The sequence below is a fragment of the Ectopseudomonas composti genome (assembly GCF_900115475.1).
GTDB lineage: Bacteria > Pseudomonadota > Gammaproteobacteria > Pseudomonadales > Pseudomonadaceae > Aquipseudomonas > Aquipseudomonas composti.
The window spans coordinates 90741-106815 of record NZ_FOWP01000016.1 but is presented as its reverse complement, the minus strand read 5'-3'; the positions used below and the strand labels follow the sequence as shown (position 1 = coordinate 106815).

General features: G+C 63.4%; 16 protein-coding genes and 1 other RNA gene. 10 read left to right on the top strand and 7 right to left on the bottom strand.

The window, feature by feature from the left end; genetic code table 11:
* Positions 1–13 precede the first annotated feature (13 nt).
* Positions 14–568: a YecA/YgfB family protein gene (locus BM059_RS22620; protein WP_074941434.1), complete on the bottom strand. Its 555-nt coding sequence runs from the start codon at positions 566–568 to the stop codon at positions 14–16.
* Between the two features lie 190 nt (positions 569–758).
* Here BM059_RS22620 and BM059_RS22615 point away from each other — a divergent pair, with 190 nt between their 5' ends.
* The 4 genes from BM059_RS22615 to BM059_RS22600 all read left to right on the top strand — a co-directional run bounded on the left by BM059_RS22615 (position 759) and on the right by BM059_RS22600 (position 2156).
* A complete protein-coding gene (locus BM059_RS22615; protein ID WP_036999737.1) occupies positions 759–968 on the top strand; it encodes a TIGR02449 family protein in 210 nt (69 codons plus the stop codon).
* The gene (locus tag BM059_RS22610; RefSeq protein WP_036999739.1) at positions 965–1270 is read left to right on the top strand and encodes a cell division protein ZapA; all 306 of its coding nucleotides are present in this window, start codon (positions 965–967) and stop codon (positions 1268–1270) included. The genes BM059_RS22615 and BM059_RS22610 overlap by 4 nt, the downstream gene beginning before the upstream one ends.
* A 67-nt stretch (positions 1271–1337) precedes the next feature.
* Positions 1338–1516: non-coding RNA, 6S RNA (ssrS, locus tag BM059_RS22605), on the top strand.
* A 49-nt stretch (positions 1517–1565) separates the two neighbouring features.
* Positions 1566–2156 carry a 5-formyltetrahydrofolate cyclo-ligase gene (locus BM059_RS22600; protein ID WP_074941433.1) on the top strand — a complete coding sequence of 197 codons (591 nt, stop codon included), beginning with the start codon at positions 1566–1568 and terminating at the stop codon, positions 2154–2156.
* 54 nt (positions 2157–2210) lie between these two features.
* On the opposite strand, the gene BM059_RS25775 is transcribed toward BM059_RS22600, so the two are convergent.
* Positions 2211–2342 carry a hypothetical protein gene (locus tag BM059_RS25775; protein WP_260619684.1) on the bottom strand — a complete coding sequence of 44 codons (132 nt, stop codon included), beginning with the start codon at positions 2340–2342 and terminating at the stop codon, positions 2211–2213.
* Positions 2343–2537: 195 nt separating this feature from the next.
* On the opposite strand from BM059_RS25775, the gene BM059_RS22595 reads away from it, so the two are divergent.
* From BM059_RS22595 to BM059_RS22575, 5 genes are all read left to right on the top strand, one after another.
* Positions 2538–2987, top strand: coding sequence for an EVE domain-containing protein (locus BM059_RS22595; protein WP_074941432.1), 450 nt, complete (start codon positions 2538–2540; stop codon positions 2985–2987).
* Positions 2988–3036: 49 nt separating this feature from the next.
* Positions 3037–4893: a sensor domain-containing diguanylate cyclase gene (locus BM059_RS22590; protein ID WP_074941431.1), complete on the top strand. Its 1857-nt coding sequence runs from the start codon at positions 3037–3039 to the stop codon at positions 4891–4893.
* A gap of 72 nt (positions 4894–4965) precedes the next feature.
* Positions 4966–6027, top strand: coding sequence for an HlyD family secretion protein (locus BM059_RS22585; RefSeq protein WP_074941430.1), 1062 nt, complete (start codon positions 4966–4968; stop codon positions 6025–6027).
* Positions 6024–8729 (top strand): ribosome-associated ATPase/putative transporter RbbA, encoded by a 2706-nt coding sequence (rbbA, locus tag BM059_RS22580; RefSeq protein ID WP_074941429.1) that lies wholly within the window; start codon positions 6024–6026, stop codon positions 8727–8729. The genes BM059_RS22585 and rbbA overlap by 4 nt, the downstream gene beginning before the upstream one ends.
* On the top strand, positions 8729–9853 hold the full coding sequence (locus BM059_RS22575) for an ABC transporter permease (protein ID WP_074941428.1): 1125 nt from the start codon (positions 8729–8731) through the stop codon (positions 9851–9853). The genes rbbA and BM059_RS22575 overlap by 1 nt, the downstream gene beginning before the upstream one ends.
* Before the next feature lie 83 nt (positions 9854–9936).
* On the opposite strand, the gene BM059_RS22570 is transcribed toward BM059_RS22575, so the two are convergent.
* Complete coding sequence (locus BM059_RS22570) at positions 9937–10341, bottom strand: flagellar basal body-associated protein FliL (protein WP_074941427.1); 405 nt, start codon at positions 10339–10341, stop codon at positions 9937–9939.
* A 155-nt stretch (positions 10342–10496) separates the two neighbouring features.
* Here BM059_RS22570 and BM059_RS22565 point away from each other — a divergent pair, with 155 nt between their 5' ends.
* Positions 10497–11477: an NADPH:quinone oxidoreductase family protein gene (locus tag BM059_RS22565; RefSeq protein ID WP_074941426.1), complete on the top strand. Its 981-nt coding sequence runs from the start codon at positions 10497–10499 to the stop codon at positions 11475–11477.
* Between the two features lie 53 nt (positions 11478–11530).
* On the opposite strand, the gene BM059_RS22560 is transcribed toward BM059_RS22565, so the two are convergent.
* The 4 genes from BM059_RS22560 to trxA form a co-directional block, all read right to left on the bottom strand.
* Positions 11531–12499, bottom strand: coding sequence for a CDP-6-deoxy-delta-3,4-glucoseen reductase (locus tag BM059_RS22560; protein ID WP_074941425.1), 969 nt, complete (start codon positions 12497–12499; stop codon positions 11531–11533).
* Complete coding sequence (gene ubiD, locus BM059_RS22555; protein WP_072423534.1) at positions 12499–13965, bottom strand: 4-hydroxy-3-polyprenylbenzoate decarboxylase; 1467 nt, start codon at positions 13963–13965, stop codon at positions 12499–12501. The genes BM059_RS22560 and ubiD overlap by 1 nt, the downstream gene beginning before the upstream one ends.
* 133 nt (positions 13966–14098) lie before the next feature.
* Complete coding sequence (rho, locus tag BM059_RS22550) at positions 14099–15358, bottom strand: transcription termination factor Rho (RefSeq protein ID WP_036999752.1); 1260 nt, start codon at positions 15356–15358, stop codon at positions 14099–14101.
* A gap of 309 nt (positions 15359–15667) precedes the next feature.
* A complete protein-coding gene (gene trxA / locus BM059_RS22545) occupies positions 15668–15994 on the bottom strand; it encodes a thioredoxin TrxA (protein WP_003458627.1) in 327 nt (108 codons plus the stop codon).
* Between the last annotated feature and the right edge of the window lie 81 nt (positions 15995–16075).

Sequence of the window (16075 nt, the reverse complement as noted above, 5' to 3'; positions counted from 1 at the left end):
CTCCGACGATAAATCAGTGCAGGGATGGTTTGGCGGCAGGTGCAGCGGGTTTGGCGCACTCGGTGAACAGCAGCAGCGGCGCCACGCGCAGGTACTCCATCACCTCCATGTAATCGCTCTCACCATCTTCCGATTCTTCCAGGGCGCTCTGCACCTGGGCGATGGCCGAGAGATCCTGCAACACTTCCATGGCTTCGGCACTCAGCGCACCGTCGCGAGCGGTCAGACCGAAGCCACCGAGAAAGCCCTGGCACCACTGGCCCAACGCGACCGCACGCTGCGCCAGCGGGGTTTCGTCATCCGGCAACAGCAGCACCACGGTGACGTCTTCGCTGCATAGCTCACCCTTGACCATCTCCTGCAGACCGATCAGCGCCTGGCGCACATTGTCCTGCGGCTCGCCACCGAGCAGATCGGTGGCGTCGAGCAGCCAGGCGTCGGCATCGAAGCCAGCGCCAGCACAGCTGCGACCGAGCAACAGGCCATGCAGCTCGGCAGGGGAAACGGAATGCCCAGCGCTGCTGAGCAGAGCGGCGAAGGCGGCATAGGGGGAGCTTGGAATCGACATAGATAGCTAGGCGCCAGACGGCGCAATCTCTAGAATGGAGGCCTCGTATCCTAGCACCGGCAGGCGCGGCAAGACCATCCGAGGCCGCCGGTGTGATGTCGTCATCTGCATCACACCACTGCCATCTGGGTTTGACCCGTAGCCGGGACAGGCCTATACAGTCCAGCCAGCCATCCCATAGCGAGAGCCCATGGAAGACGCCGATCTGCACGCATTGACCGCCAAGCTGGAACTGCTGATCCAGCGTGTCGATCAGCTAAAGGCTCACAACCGACTCCTGCTGGCGAATGAACAGGCCTGGCGCGAGGAACGCGCCCATCTGATCGAAAAGAACGAAATGGCCCGGCACAAGGTCGAATCGATGATTTCGCGCCTTAAAGCCCTGGAGCAGGACTCATGACCCAGTCGAACACCGTGACCGTCCACATTCTGGACAAAGAATATTGCATCGCCTGCCCGCAGGATGAACGCGCCAACCTGGAAAGTGCTGCCCGCTACCTGGACGGCAAGATGCGTGAGATCCGCACCAGCGGCAAAGTGATCGGGGCCGACCGCGTTGCCGTGATGGCCGCGCTGAACATCACCCACGACCTGCTGCACAAGCAACAGCGCCTGGATCAGGACGCCAACTCCACCCGCCACCAGGTGCGTGATCTGCTCGACCGCGTCGACCAGGCACTGGCCGACGACTCGGCTTCCTGAGCACCGCGATGCCAGCCTGTTCGTCGCAGACCGCCCCGCAGGCGCTCTGTTCGGGTATACTGGACGCTACTTCCTGGGGTGTGCGCCAGTCGGTGATGTCCCTGAGCCGATACGCACAACCACGGGGGTTGCACGTTGGGGCCGGTGTGCATGTCCGCCTGACGGAAAGCCTTAACGCCTCCTGCAACCTCCACCTTGAACTTTCGGGTTCAAGGGCTAAACCGACAGCGGCACGCCGGGAAGTCATCATTCCCTCTGGTAGCCACCGCTACCTGTCTCGCACCATCCTCGCTCCATGACCAATCCCCTTAGTCGCCCACAACTGCGTCGCGTGCTGCGTCAGCGTCGTCGTGCGCTCAGCCGTAGCCAGCAACGTACCGCCGCGCGCAACCTGTATCGGCAACTGGTGCAGAGCCCTCAGTTCCGTCGCGCCAGGCATATCGCGTTCTACCTGCCCAACGATGGCGAGATCGACCCACGCCCCCTGCTGGCCGCTGCGCAAAAACGTGGCAAATGCACCTACCTGCCGGTGCTCAGCGCCTGGCCACGCACCAAGATGGTGTTCCAGCGTGTCACGCGGCACGAGAAACTGGCGGGCAATCGCTTCCGTATTCTCGAACCGCGTCCGCAGCCAAAGCGCCAGCGCAAGGTCTGGGCATTGAATCTGGTGTTGCTGCCGTTGGTGGGCTTCGATGACCGCGGCGGGCGCCTGGGTATGGGCGGCGGTTTCTATGACCGCAGCCTGGCCTATCTACGCATGCGCAAAAATTGGCACATGCCGACGCTGCTGGGCCTGGCGCATGAGTGTCAGCGAGTGGATGAACTGGCGATGGCCAGTTGGGACGTGCCCTTGCAGGCAACGGTGACGGACGAGGCTTGGTATTGAAGCGAAGGATGCAGCACCGCGTTCCCTGCGGCGCTCACGCTTGCAGTCCGCGAATCAGGGCTGCTGCGTTACATTGACCGAAGCGTCGTTTTGACGCTCCCAGAGGCCCTGGGTGTAACCCGTGGTAACCACGCCCAGGCTGAACAGTACGACGAGAACCCACAAAAGATCTGGCTTGCGTTTCATTTATTGCCTCCCCCTTCAAGGCAATGCGCGCGTTGGTCGCGCGTTATTGTTGTATGCAATACGACAGCGCCAAGCGTTTAGCCGGGTATTTTCCGCCAGTGCCATGCGCTGCGCAATTTCCGGCGCCAACCGGCCGTCGGAGAGCGTCACTCAAACAAGCGTCCGCTTACGGACAGACCTGCAGGAGCAAAGTTCATGCCTCATTGGCTGATGAAGTCCGAACCCGACGAATTATCGATCCACGACCTGCAGCGCCTCGGTAAAACACGCTGGGATGGCGTGCGCAATTACCAGGCGCGCAATTTCATTCGCGCGATGAAAGCGGGCGACCTGTTCTTCTTCTATCACTCCAGTTGCCCGCAACCCGGTATTGCCGGCATCGCACGCATTGCCGGTGAGGTGTACCCAGACCCAACCGCGCTGGACCCACAAAGCCACTATCACGACCCCAAGGCCAGTGCCGAGAAGAACCCCTGGAGTGCCCTGGACGTCGAATTCGTCGAAGCCTTCGCCGAGGTGCTGGCATTGCAACACCTGAAGAACAACCCGCTGCTGGCCGATCTGGCACTGGTGCAGCGCGGCAGCCGGCTGTCGGTGATGCCGGTAGCCGACGCCGAATGGAAGGCAATTCTCGCCATGCGTTGAGTCACTCACGGCACTGTGCTATCACCACAGCACGCCTAGGGAGTTATCCATGCCGGCATCCTCCGCCTGGCCAGCGCGCCTTGCGCTGGCGTTCCTGTTACTGGTGCTGAGCAGCGCCAGCGTGCTGCTTTGGCGCCAGATCGAGGCGGTGCAGCAACAGCGCGTCGACGAGCGAGTTGGCTATCAGGCGCGCAGCCTGGCACGCCAACTGGAAAGCACGCTGCACCTGGAGGTGGCCAGCCTCGAACGCATCGCCCGTTTATGGAACAGCCTAGGCCGCTTGCCGCGTGCCAGCTGGGACGAAGAAGTGGAACTCGCTCTGCGCGGTTTTCCCGCTTACCAGTCGATCCAGTGGGTCGGTCCCGACCTGCACATGCGCTGGCTGCTGCCGGTGGCCGGCAACGAAGCGGCACTGAGCTTTCGCCTCGATCCCGAACACCCCAATTACCCGCTGGCCATGGAAGCTCGCGAGAGCGGCGAACAGCGCTTTTCCAACAGTTTCGACCTGGTCCAGGGTGGCCGCGGCTTCGTCCTCTATACGCCGCTGTACCGCGAGCAGGATGGCAGCAAGGTCTTCGATGGTTTCCTGCAGGGGGTATTTCGCGTCGAGCCGCTGATGCTGCAGTTGCTCACCCAGATCGACCGTGACGCCTTCAACCTCGAACTGCTGGAGAACGGTCACAGCCTGTTCCGCCACGGCGCTGCGGATGCCGAGGCGCCGCATAGCCTGCAACTGGGCCTGAGTTTGCTCAACAATCAGGGCTTCAGCCTGCGCCTGAGCCCCACCGAAGAGCTGCTCGATCAGTTGGACTCGTCGCTGCCCGACGTCGTGCTCGGCGCCAGCCTGACCATCAGCCTGTTGTTGGTTGCCGCGCTGGCCCTGGCCCTGGAGAACAGCCGCCGCGCTCACGCCCTGCAACTGGCCAACCGGCGCTTCAAGCTGGAGGCCGAACGTCGCGAGGAAACCGAACAGCGCCTGCTCGAAAACCGCGAGCGCCTGCAGCTGGTGCTCGACCTGACCGACTCCAGCCATGACGGGCTGTTCATCTTCGACAGCAGCACCCGCGAGCTGCTGCACATGAATCAGGCCACCTACGCTACGCTCGGCTACCGTCCCGAACAGTTCGCCGAGCTGCTGCGCGACGATCCGGAGAAGCTCCTGCCCGGTTTTCACCGTTGGCTGGAACAGGCGCGCCAGGCGCAACACGACAACCTCTCGCGGATTTTTCAGCGCGAACTGATTCGCCGTGACGGCAGCCGCCAGCCGGCCGAAATCAACACGCAACTGGTGCAGTTGCATGACCGCGAATACCTGATTGCCGTGTCTCGCGACAACAGCGAGCGCCTGCAGCTGGAAGCGCAGCTGCAGCGCCTGTCGCAGCTCGATGGCCTGACCGGGCTGTACAACCGCCGCTATTTCGATCAGCAACTGCTGGCCGAGTGGCGGCGACTGCGCCGCCTCGACGCGCCGCTGGCCCTGCTGATGCTGGATATCGATCACTTCAAGGCCTACAACGATGCCCTTGGCCACCTGGCCGGCGACGATGCCCTGCGCCGCGTCAGTGCCGCCCTGCGCGAGAGTCTGCAGCGCGAAGGCGACACGGCATGCCGCTACGGTGGCGAGGAATTCGCCATCATCCTGGCCAATACCAACCAGGACGGCGCCGAACAGGTCGCCGCACGCATCCATGCAACCATCGCCAGCCTGGATATCCCCCATCCGGCCAGCCCGCTCGGGCGACTGACGCTGAGCATCGGTATGACCGTGGTCGACCCGGTCAGCGACGAACAACCGGGCACGCTTGTCGCCCACAGTGATCAGGCGCTCTACCAGGCCAAACATCAGGGACGCAATCGCACCGCCCTGTGGCAGCAACCCACGGTTGACCTGCATCAAACCACCTAGACTGGTGGCGGAGGACAATGGAAAACCTCCTGATAGAGCTTCTGTCATGAGGTTCACGAAAGGACATGACCGATGAACAGAAAACCTCTGCCCTATCTGATCGCCGCCGGCGTCGCTGTGCTGGCAGCCGTGGCCTGGTGGCAGTTGCGCCCTGATGGCCTTGGTGAGGATTTTGCCAGCGGTAACGGCCGTATCGAGGCCACTGAGGTGGATGTGGCCACCAAGCTGGCCGGGCGCATCGCCAGCATCGAGGTCGATGAGGGAGATTTCGTCGAACCCGGCCAGATTCTCGCGCGCATGGACACCCAGGCGCTCGAAGCGCAATTGCAGCAGGCCCGGGCCCAGGTACGCCAGGCGCAGAACGCCGAGCGCACCGCGCTCGCTCAGGTAGCCTTACGCGAAAGCGAGAAGGTCAGCGCCGCCGCCGTAGTACGCCAGCGCCAGGCAGAACTGGATGCCGCGCAGAAACGCCACGCGCGTAGCGCCACTCTGGTCAAGCGCAACGCGCTACCGCAACAAACCCTGGATGATGACCTGGCCCGCCTGCAAAGCACCCAGGCGGCGCTGGCAGCCGCCAATGCCCAGGTCATCTCCGCTGACGCCGGTATCAGCGCGGCACAGGCACAGGTCGAGGAAGCCCGTTCGGCGGTGGAGGCGGCACAGGCCGGCGTCGAGCGCCTGCAGGCGGACATCGACGACAGCCTGCTGCGCGCACCTCGCACCGGCCGCGTGCAGTACCGCGTGACCCAGCCGGGCGAAGTGCTCGGCGCCGGCGGCAAGCTGCTCAACCTGGTAGACCTCACCGACGTCTACATGACCTTCTTCCTACCCGAGCGCCAGGCTGGTCGCGTGGCCTTGGGCAGCGAAGTCCGCCTGGTGATCGATGCAGCACCGCAATACGTGATCCCGGCCAAGGTCAGCTATGTCGCTAGCGTCGCCCAGTTCACACCGAAGACCGTGGAAACCGCCAGCGAGCGCGAGAAGCTGATGTTCCGGGTCAAGGCGCGCATCGCCCCCGAATTGCTCAGCAAACACCTGCAGCAGGTAAAGACCGGCGTGCCCGGCATGGCCTACCTGCGCCTCGACCCTGACGCCGAATGGCCCGAGCACCTGGCGATCAAGGTTCCGCAATGAACGCGGCGGTCGCGCGCCTGGTCGGCGTCGGCCTGCGCTACGGCCAGACCCACGCCCTGCAGCAGGTTGACCTGGCGCTGCCAGCACGCTGCATGGTCGGCCTGATCGGCCCGGACGGCGTCGGTAAATCCAGCCTGCTGGCGCTGATCGCAGGGGCGCGTAAGCTGCAGGACGGTCGCGTCGAAGTGCTTGACGGCGACATGGCCGACGCCCGCCATCGGCGCAACGCCTGCCCGTATATCGCCTATATGCCGCAGGGTCTGGGCAAGAACCTCTATCCGACGCTGTCGGTGTTCGAGAACCTGGATTTCTTCGGCCGCCTGTTCGGCCAGGATGCTGCAGAGCGCGAGCGGCGCATCGATGACCTGCTGCACAGTACCGGAATGGCGGCATTTCGTGAGCGCCCAGCCGGCAAGCTGTCCGGCGGCATGAAGCAGAAGCTCGGGCTGTGCTGCGCGCTGATCCATGACCCGGATCTGCTGATTCTCGACGAGCCGACCACCGGCGTCGACCCGCTGTCACGCAACCAGTTCTGGGAGCTGATCGAGCGCATCCGCACGCAGCGCCCGCAGATGAGCGTGCTGGTGGCCACGGCCTACATGGAGGAAGCCGAGCGCTTCGATCATCTGGTGGCAATGGATGCCGGCCGCGTACTGGCCGAAGGCAGCCCGGCCGAACTGCGCACACGCACCGGCTGCGACAGCCTGGAGCAGGCCTTCATCGCCCTGCTCCCCGAAGAGCGCCGGCGCGGCCACCAGCAGGTGGTAATTGCACCCCTGCAAGGCAACAGCGAGATCGCCATCGAGGCCAAAGGCCTGACCATGCGCTTCGGTGATTTCGTCGCGGTGGACTCGGTGTCGTTTCGCATCCGCCGTGGCGAGATATTCGGCTTCCTCGGCTCCAACGGTTGCGGCAAGAGCACCACCATGAAGATGCTCACCGGCCTGCTGCCAGCCAGCGAGGGCGAGGCATTGCTGTTCGGCCAGACGGTGGACCCGCGCGACATGGCCACACGCAAGCGGGTCGGTTACATGTCCCAGGCATTTTCTCTGTATGGCGAGCTGACGGTGCGGCAGAACCTGGTACTGCATGCCCAGCTGTTCCATGTCCCGGCCGACGAGATCGAACCGCGTGTGACGCAGATGGCAGCACGCTTCGACCTCGGCGAGGTCATGGACATGCTCCCCGAGCGCCTGCCGCTGGGCATCCGCCAGCGCCTGTCGCTGGCCGTTGCGGTGATCCACAAGCCGGAGATCCTGATCCTCGACGAACCGACCTCCGGGGTCGACCCGGTGGCCCGCGACGGTTTCTGGCAACTGATGCTCGACCTGTCGCGCCAGGACGGCGTGACCATCTTCATCTCCACCCACTTCATGAACGAGGCGCAGCGCTGCGACCGCATCTCGCTGATGCACGCCGGCAAGGTGCTCGACAGCGACACCCCACAGGGCCTGATGGACAAACGCGGCCTGGACAGCCTGGAAGCCACTTTCATCGCCTACCTGCAGGAGGCGGTCGGCGAGCAACCGGTCAGCGAAGTGCCGCCGCTGGAACAGGCCGCGCCGCAACAGCGCCAGCATTTCAGCCTGCGCCGCCTGCTCAGCTATGCCCGCCGCGAGGCACTGGAGCTGCGTCGCGACCCGATCCGTGGCGGCATGGCGCTGCTCGGCACGGTAATGCTGCTGTTCATCATCGGCTACGGCATCAGCCTCGACGTGGAAGACCTGACCTTCGCCGTGCTGGACCGCGACCAGACCACCACCAGCCAGGAGTACCATCTGAATCTGTCCGGCTCGCGCTACTTCCTGGAGAAGGCACCTCTCTCCGACTATGCCGAGCTGGAGCGGCGCCTGCGCAATGGCGACATCAGCCTGGCCGTGGAGATTCCGCCGCACTTCGGCCGCGACCTCAAGCGCGGCGCCAGCCCGCAGATCGGCATGTGGATCGACGGCGCCATGCCGACCCGCGCCGAAACCATCAAGGGCTACGTCACCGGCCTGCATCAACACTACCTGAGCGAGCTGGCCCGGCGCTCACCACAGCCGCAGGCAGCCAACGCCGCCGAGCTTGAAGTGCGCTACCGCTACAACCCGGACGTGGAAAGCCTCAAGGCCATGGTGCCGGCAGTGATTCCGCTACTGCTGATGCTGATTCCGGCGATGCTCACCGCGCTCGGTGTCGTGCGCGAGAAGGAGCTGGGCTCGATCATCAACCTCTACGTCACCCCGGTCACGCGGCTGGAGTTCCTGCTCGGCAAGCAACTGCCCTACATCGCCCTGGGCCTGTTCAACTTCATCCTGCTGGTGCTGCTGGCGATCACCGTGTTCGATGTGCCGCTCAAGGGCAGCCCGCTGACCCTGCTGGCCGGTGCCCTGCTCTACCTGGCCTGCGCCACCGGCCTCGGCCTGCTCATGTCGACCTTCACCAAGAGCCAGATCGCCGCCGTGTTCGGCACCGCCATCGTCACCCTGCTGCCGGCCATCCAGTTCTCCGGGCTGATCTACCCGGTAGCCTCGCTGGAAGGCTTCGGCGCCCTGGTCGGCCACAGCTATCCCACTTCGCAGTTCCTGGTGATCAGCCGCGGCCTGTTCTCCAAGGCGCTGGAGCTGCAGGACCTGGCCGGCTACTTCGGCGCCCTGGCCCTGACCATCCCACTGCTGACGCTGCTCAGCGCCAGCCTGCTGCGCAAACAGGAGGTGTGATGGAACGCCTGGCCAACATTCTGCACCTAGGTATCAAGGAACTGCGCAGCCTGCAGCACGATCTGGCCCTGGTGCTGCTGATTCTCTGGGCCTTCAGCATGGGCATCTACTCGGCTGCCACCAGCCTGCCGGAAAGCCTGCACAACGCCGCCATCGCCGTGGTCGACGAAGACCAGTCGCAACTCTCCGAACGGCTGATCCAGGCCTTCCAGGCGCCCTACTTCCGCACGCCGGAACGCATCGACCTGAGCCAGATGGATCGCGGCATGGACTCCGGGCGCTACACCTTCACACTGAACATTCCACCGAACTTTCAGCGCGACGTGCTCGCCGGCCGCAGCCCGGCGATCCAGCTCAACGTCGATGCCACCCAGGTCAGCATGGCCTTCACTGGCGCCGGCTACATCCAGAACATCGGCGCCAGTGAGGTAGCCGAGTTCGTCCGTCGCTACCGCGGCGAGTTGCAGCAGCCGGCCGAACTGGAATTGCGCGTGCAGTTCAACCCGAACCTGACCCGCGCCTGGTTCGGCTCGGTGATGGAGGTGATCAACCAGATCACCATGCTGTCGATCATCCTCACTGGCGCGGCGCTGATCCGCGAGCGCGAGCACGGCACCGTCGAACATCTGCTGGTGATGCCGGTGACGCCACTGGAGATCATGCTGGCCAAGGTCTGGTCGATGGGACTGGTGGTACTGACAGCGGCGGCGCTGTCGCTGCTGCTGGTGGTGCAGGGCTGGCTGCAGGTGCCGATAGAAGGCTCCATCGCGCTGTTCCTGGCCGGGGCGGCGCTGCACCTGTTCGCCACCACCTCGATGGGTATCTTCTTCGGCACGGTGGCGCGCTCGATGCCGCAGCTGGGCCTGCTGATAATCCTGGTGCTGCTGCCGCTGCAGATACTCTCCGGCGGCACCACACCGCGCGAAAGCATGCCGGAACTAGTGCAGCAGATCATGCTGGCGGCGCCGACCACTCACTTCGTCGCGCTGGCCCAGGCCATTCTCTATCGCGGTGCGGGGTTCGCGATCATCTGGCCCTACATGCTGGCCATCGCCGGCATCGGCGCGCTGTTCTTCGTCGCGGCACTGAGCCGCTTTCGCAAGACCCTGGCGCAGATGGCGTAAGCAATCTGTAGGAGCGGCTTCAGCCGCGAATCGCTTTGGCCTTCACCGTCGAAGCAGCGCCCGAACGCCAAGGGGATTCGCCGCTACTGGATGATCAGGTTGTTGAACAGCAGGTCTTCGACGATGGGCTTGCCCTCTTCGCCATTGATCGCGTCCTGCACCTGCTTGAGCGCCTCCAGGCGCAGGTTCTCGCGGCCATCAGGAGCGTTGATGGTCTCGCTGGTCTGGGCGGAGAACAGCATCACCATCTGATGGCGGATCAGCGGCTCGTGCTGCTTGATCTTCTCCTCGGCCTCGGTGCCGGTGACTCGCAGCGACACATCGGCCTTGAAGAACTTGAGGCGGCTCCCCTGGTCGGCCAGGTTGCCGATCAAGGCGGGGGTCAGGTTGTAGTAGAGCGTCGTCGGCGCTTCTTCCTTCTTCTCCGAAGAGGCCAGGGCAGGCAGGCAGATCGACAGGCTCAGCAGCAGGGCGGTCAACAGTTTCACGTTCGGCACTCCATCGGGGATGTGCCTAGCATAGCCATCCACAGGCCAGCACCCAAGTCCGACGCTTATGCCGACCTATCAGGCATCGGCATGCTCGTTGACCCTCGGCGGGCGCTTTCTACACTGCAAGGCACCCTGCTAGAGGAATGACCTTCATGAAAGCCCTGCTGTGCAAAGCCTTCGGCCCCGCCGATACCCTGGTACTGGAAGACCTGCCAAGCCCCGAACCGAAGAAAAACGAGGTGCTGATCGAGGTGCAGGCCGCCGGGGTCAACTTCCCGGACACGCTGATCATCGAAGGCAAATACCAGTTCAAACCGCCCTTTCCCTTCGCCCCAGGCGGTGAGGTGGCGGGTGTAGTCAAGGCCGTGGGCGAGAAAGTCAGCCACCTGCGCGCCGGTGATCGGGTCATGGCGCTGACCGGCTGGGGCGGTTTCGCCGAAGAAGTCGCCGTGCCGGCCTACAACGTGCTACCAGTGCCCAAGAGCATGGACCTGACCACCGCGGCTGCCTTCGGCATGACCTACGGCACCTCCATGCATGCCCTCAAACAACGCGCCAACCTGCAGCCGGGCGAGACTCTGCTGGTGCTCGGCGCCTCAGGTGGTGTTGGTCTGGCAGCAGTGGAAATCGGCAAGGCCATGGGCGCCAAGGTCATCGCCGCAGCGAGCAGCGCCGAGAAACTGGAGGTCGCGCGCAAGGCCGGCGCCGACGAACTGATCAACTACAGCGAGCAGAGCCTGAAGGACGAGGTGAAGAAACTCACCGGCGGCCAGGGCGTGGACGTGATCTACGACCCGGTAGGCGGCACACTGTTCGAGGAAGCCTTCCGTAGCATCGGCTGGAACGGCCGCTTCCTGGTGGTGGGTTTCGCCGCCGGCGGTGGCATCCCGGCCCTGCCGGCCAACCTGCCACTGCTCAAAGGCGCCTCCCTGGTCGGCGTGTTCTGGGGCTCCTTCGCCCAACGCCAGCCGCAGGATAACGCCGAGAACTTCCAGCAACTGTTTGCCTGGCATGCCGACGGCAAGCTCAAGCCGTTGGTCTCGCAAACCTTCCCGTTGGAGCGTGGTGGCGAAGCGATCGATGCGCTCGGCCAGCGTAAGGCGGTGGGCAAGGTAGTGGTAAACGTTCGCTGACGCTGCGTACTACGCCGCGACATGAAAAAGCCGCCCTCGGGCGGCTTTTTCGTTCAACCTCGCGGCGCGTAGGCGAATACGTCGGCGCGCATCTGGTGGGCATCCATACCGGCTTCGACCAGCGCATCGAGCGTGGCGTAGACCATCGCCGGTGAGCCGCTGGCGTAGACGTGCAGGGCCTTGAGGTCGGGGAAGTCTTCACGCACCGCCTCGTGCAGCAGGCCGCAGCGGCCTTGCCAGCCACATTGATCACTGACCACCTGGTGCAAGCGCAGGTTATGCAGTTGCTGCCAGTCGGCCCAGTGCGGCAGCGCGTAGAAATCCTCGGGCCGGCGCGCGCCCCAGTACAGGTGCACCGGATGGGCGAAACCGGCAGCACGGCAGTGTTCGATCAGGCTGTGCATCTGGCCCATGCCAGTGCCGGCGGCGATCAGCACCAACGGGCCATCGGGCAGGTCGGCGAGGTGGGTATCGCCGTAGGGCATCTGCACGCGGGCCATGCCGGTGCTACGTAGATACTCCAGCAGGGCGATGCTGCTGTCCTCACGGGCGAGGATATGCAGCTCCAGCTCACGCCCGGCATGCGGCGCAGAAGCCAGGGAAAAGGCCGCCATCTCACCATCCGGTCGCTGCAACAGCAGGTACTGCCCGGCGTGGTAGCGCGGCGCCTTGCCCGCTGGCGTACGCAAGCGCACACGGAACACGTCGCCGCCCACGTCCTGGCATTCGATCACCTGGCAGCTCAGCTCACGCACCGGCAACTCCCCCGGCGCCAGCACGCCGTCCCAGTGCAGCACGCAGTCTTCCAGCGGTTCGGCCAGGCAGGTGAACAGCTCGCCATGATCCAGCTCGACACCGTTCTGTTTGACCCGGCCTTCCACAAGCAGCGCGGCGCAGATATGGCAATTGCCGTTACGGCAGCTCTGTGGGCAGTCGTAGCCTAGACGCCGGGCGCCATCGAGGATGCGTTCGCCCGGCTGCAGCGCGAGAGTGACGCCGGAGGGTTGCAGGGTGACGTTCATCAATCGATTCCCAGCTCGCTCCACAGCGCGTCGACGCGCGCCACCACCGCAGGGTCCTTCTCGATGGCACGACCCCACTCACGGGTGGTTTCACCCGGCCACTTGTGGGTGGCGTCCAGGCCCATTTTCGAACCCAGTCCGGAGATCGGCGAAGCGAAGTCGAGGTAGTCGATCGGCGTGTTGTCGATCATCACCGTGTCGCGTTTGGGGTCCATGCGCGTGGTAATCGCCCAGATCACGTCATTCCAGTCCCGTGCGTTGATATCGTCGTCGGTGACGATAACGAACTTGGTGTACATGAACTGTCGCAGGAACGACCAGACACCTAGCATTACGCGCTTGGCGTGGCCGGGGTACTGCTTCTTCATGGTCACCACCGCCATGCGGTAGGAACAGCCTTCCGGCGGCAGGTAGAAGTCGGTGATCTCGGGGAACTGCTTCTGCAGGATCGGCACGAACACTTCGTTCAGCGCCACGCCAAGGATCGCCGGCTCATCTGGCGGCCGGCCGGTGTAGGTGCTGTGGTAGATCGGATCGCGTCGACGGGTGATGCGCTCGACGGTAAACACCGGGAAGGTGTCGACCTCGTTGTAGTAACCGGTGTGGTCGCCGTACGGGCCTTCCGGCGCGGTCTCGCCCGGATGGATCACGCCTTCCAGGACGATCTCGGCACTGGCAGGCACCTGCAGGTCGCTGCCGCGCGCCTTGATCAGCTCGGTGCGATGGCCGCGCAGCAAGCCGGCGAAGGCATATTCGGAGAGGGTATCGGGCACAGGCGTGACAGCGCCGAGAATGGTCGCAGGATCAGCACCCAGAGCGACGCAAACCGGGTAAGGCTTGTCTGGATGCTTCTGGCACCACTCGCGGTAATCCAGCGCGCCGCCACGATGGCTGAGCCAACGCATGATCACCTTGTTGCGGCCGATCACCTGCTGGCGGTAGATACCGAGGTTCTGCCGCTCCTTGTTCGGGCCCTTGGTGATGGTCAGGCCCCAGGTGATCAGTGGCGCCACGTCGCCCGGCCAGCAGTGCTGGATCGGCAGCTTACCGAGGTCGACATCGTCGCCCTCCTCGATCACTTCATGGCAGGGCGCATCCTTGACCACCTTGGGTGCCATGGAGATGACCTTCTTGAAGATCGGCAGCTTGCTCCAGGCGTCCTTGAGGCCCTTCGGCGGCTCCGGCTCCTTGAGAAAGGCCAGCAGCTTGCCGATCTCGCGCAACTCGGACACCTCCTCGGCGCCCATGCCCAGCGCCACGCGTTTGGGCGTGCCGAACAGGTTGCCGAGCACCGGCACGTCAAAGCCCGTGGGCTTTTCGAATAGCAGCGCCGGGCCGCCCTTGCGCAGGGTGCGGTCGCAGATTTCGGTCATTTCCAGAACGGGCGATACCGGGGTCTGGATGCGCTTGAGTTCGCCGCGCTTTTCCAGTTCACGGATGAAGTCGCGCAGGTCGCGATACTGCATGCAGGAGCCTCGTGTCGGACAGGCTAGAGTCGGCCGCAAAGTTTAGCGCCGAAGTCGGGCTTTCAGAAGGCTTGAAAGCCTCCAGATACAACAAGGCCGGGTTTCCCCGGCCTTGTTGCAAGACATGAACCGCTTATTTGCGCTTCATCGACAGGAAGAACTCGTCGTTCGTCTTGGTCGCTTTCAGTTTGTCGATCAGGAACTCGATGGCGGCGATTTCGTCCATCGGGTGCAGAAGCTTGCGCAGAATCCACATGCGCGACAGCTCTTCCTCGCCAGTCAGCAACTCTTCGCGGCGGGTGCCGGACTTGTTGATGTTGATGGCCGGGAACACACGCTTCTCGGAAACACGGCGATCGAGGATCAGCTCCATGTTGCCGGTGCCTTTGAATTCCTCGTAGATCACTTCGTCCATCTTCGAGCCGGTTTCCACCAGCGCGGTAGCGATGATGGTCAGCGAACCGCCTTCTTCGATGTTACGCGCGGCGCCGAAGAAGCGCTTCGGCTTCTCCAGAGCATGGGCATCGACACCACCGGTGAGGACCTTGCCGGAGCTCGGAATCACGGTGTTGTAGGCGCGCGCCAGACGGGTGATGGAGTCGAGCAGGATGACCACATCCTTCTTGTGCTCGACCAGGCGCTTGGCCTTCTCGATCACCATTTCGGCGACCTGCACGTGGCGAGTCGGCGGCTCGTCGAAGGTCGAGGCAACCACTTCGCCGCGCACGGTGCGCTGCATTTCGGTCACTTCTTCCGGGCGCTCGTCGATCAGCAGAACGATCAGGTGGCACTCGGGGTTGTTACGGGTGATGTTCGAGGCGATGTTCTGCAACATGATGGTCTTGCCCGCTTTCGGCGGGGCGACGATCAGGCCGCGCTGGCCCTTGCCAATCGGCGCACAGAGGTCGATCACACGGCCGGTGATGTCCTCGGTGGAGCCGTTGCCGGCTTCCATGCTCAGGCGCTTGGTGGGGAACAGCGGCGTCAGGTTCTCGAACAGGATTTTGTTCTTGGCGTTTTCCGGACGGTCGAAGTTGATGCTGTCGACCTTGAGCAGGGCGAAGTAACGCTCGCCTTCCTTCGGCGGACGGATCTTGCCGACGATGGTGTCACCGGTACGCAGGTTGAAACGGCGGATCTGGCTAGGCGAGACGTAGATGTCGTCGGGGCCGGCCAGGTAAGAAGAGTCGGCGCTACGCAGAAAGCCGAAACCGTCCTGGAGAATCTCCAGCACGCCGTCACCGGAAATTTCCTCGCCGCTTTTGGCATGCTTTTTCAGCAGGGCGAAGATGATGTCCTGCTTGCGCGAACGAGCCATGTTTTCCAGGCCCATCTGTTCGGCCATGTCCAGCAGTTCGGCAATCGGCTTTTGCTTGAGTTCGGTCAGATTCATAGGAATGACGTGATCATCGAGAGGAGAAGAAAGCTGTTAGCTTGAGAGGCCGCGCCGCAGAGAAGGCGACAGGATCGCGAACGAGTTCGTATAGGAATGAATCGGCGACGGCGTACAGAGAGCTGCATAGGGTATGCAGCGAGGCCGAATTTAACACTGTGAAAAAACAGCGTCTAGCCCTAAAAACGAAAAAGCCCCGCAGAAAGCAGGGCTTCTTGCAGAGCGTTAGGGTGGGCCGGGCGGCGCTCCGCTTCAGCCCACCACCACGCCAACTGCAACCAGCTCGGTGGGCTAAAGCCCACCCTACTTTTAGATATTGCTGTCGAGGAACGCAGCCAGTTGCGACTTGGACAGTGCACCGACCTTGGTCGCTTCGACGTTGCCGTTCTTGAACAGCATCAGGGTCGGGATACCACGCACGCCGTACTTCGGCGGGGTTTCCTGATTCTCGTCGATGTTCAGTTTGCAGATCTTCAGCTTGCCTTGATATTCCTTGGCGATTTCGTCCAGCACCGGCGCGATCATCTTGCACGGGCCGCACCACTCAGCCCAGTAGTCGACCAGAACCGGACCTTCAGCCTGGATGACGTCCTGGTCGAAGCTGGCGTCGCTGACGTTGGTGATGAATTCGCTCATGAGGAGTCTCCGTGATTCGGAAGCAAAAAAGTGGCGCCATCATAGCCCGGCTTGAGTGACACCGAAAGGCACTGACGATTG